This is a genomic window from Oleiphilus sp. HI0128, assembly GCF_001635365.1.
In genome coordinates, this window is sequence record NZ_LWGG01000047.1 from 1 (window position 1) to 1,107 (window position 1,107).

General features: G+C 44.8%; 2 protein-coding genes. One reads left to right on the forward strand and one right to left on the reverse strand.

Features of this window, described 5'->3' with window-relative positions:
* Window positions 1-412 (forward strand): response regulator (locus A3763_RS00700; protein ID WP_197482652.1); only part of this gene is annotated, 412 nt, incomplete at its 5' end.
* Window positions 413-462: 50 nt separating this feature from the next.
* Here the strand turns inward: A3763_RS00700 and A3763_RS00705 are convergent.
* On the reverse strand, window positions 463-1,107 hold a 645-nt coding region (locus A3763_RS00705; RefSeq protein WP_369823071.1), incomplete at its 5' end, for a response regulator.

Consider the following 1,107-nt stretch of genomic DNA (forward strand, 5'->3'; position numbering starts at 1 on the left):
AGTGCCACGCCCCAGCCCTGATAAGCGCATTCTCCTAATCGATGACGACCAAAGTGTCCTGGATTCATGCCAAATACTGTTAGCCAATTGGGGCTACTCCGTCGCCGCAGTTAAGAACCCTTACGATGCGTTAAGCTGCAGCGAGTCAGAAATTTTCGACCTTATTATCTGCGACTATCGCTTTCCTGCTTATCCACAAAATGGCATTGAACTGATACTAGAGATGAGAAAAAGAGCAGCGACCGCCACGCCCGCAATTTTAATCACAGCCGACACTCAGCAAGAAGTCAGCGAAGAAGTCAGTCAGAGTTTTGTTGAACAGGATCTAAATATTACCGGAATCGCCTTTAAACCATTAGCTCCCGCCAAATTAAAGCTAATGATTCAGCACTACTTACAGGCAAAGAATTAGCCTATTTGAGGCTAATTTTTAAGCCGCTACAATGAATGGCCGCTAAGCAATTATTCTAACAAGCCCAAATCAACTGCTACCCGAGCACATTCAGTGCGGTTATGTACGTTTAGCTCGCTAAATAAGGTCTTCATATGGCTCTTGATCGTATGCTCGGTCAAATGCAGGCGCTGGCAGATTTTCTTGTTTGGTAAGCCTTCACACACTAACTGTAAAACTTCCTTTTGCCGAGGTGTTAACTCTGGTAATTCAGCAACTTGTTGTGACTGATAAAAGTCTGGCAGGCAATTCTCGCCTTCCATGACTTTTTTTATCTGATTAAGGATCACTTCACTGCTGCTGGCTTTACTAATAAAACCACTAGCCCCAGCCTTAAGGGCTCGCTGAACATCCCTGAGTTCCTCGGAAGCTGACAAAATAATTGCCGGGATGAATATTTTCTGCTCAGACAGGTATCGAAGAATAGACAGCCCCCCCTCATCAGGTAAGCATAAGTCGAGCAATATCAGGTCATAACCCTGATTTTGTCCAAGGTGATTTTGAGCCTCTATCACGCCATGAGCACATTCGATCACAACCTCTTCGCTCAAACGCTTAAGCACAAATGAAAGCCCTTCCAGGTAGACTGGATGGTCCTCTATCACTAATAATTTCAGTTCACCACTCATCGGCGAAAAGCAAGAAGCTTGCATAAC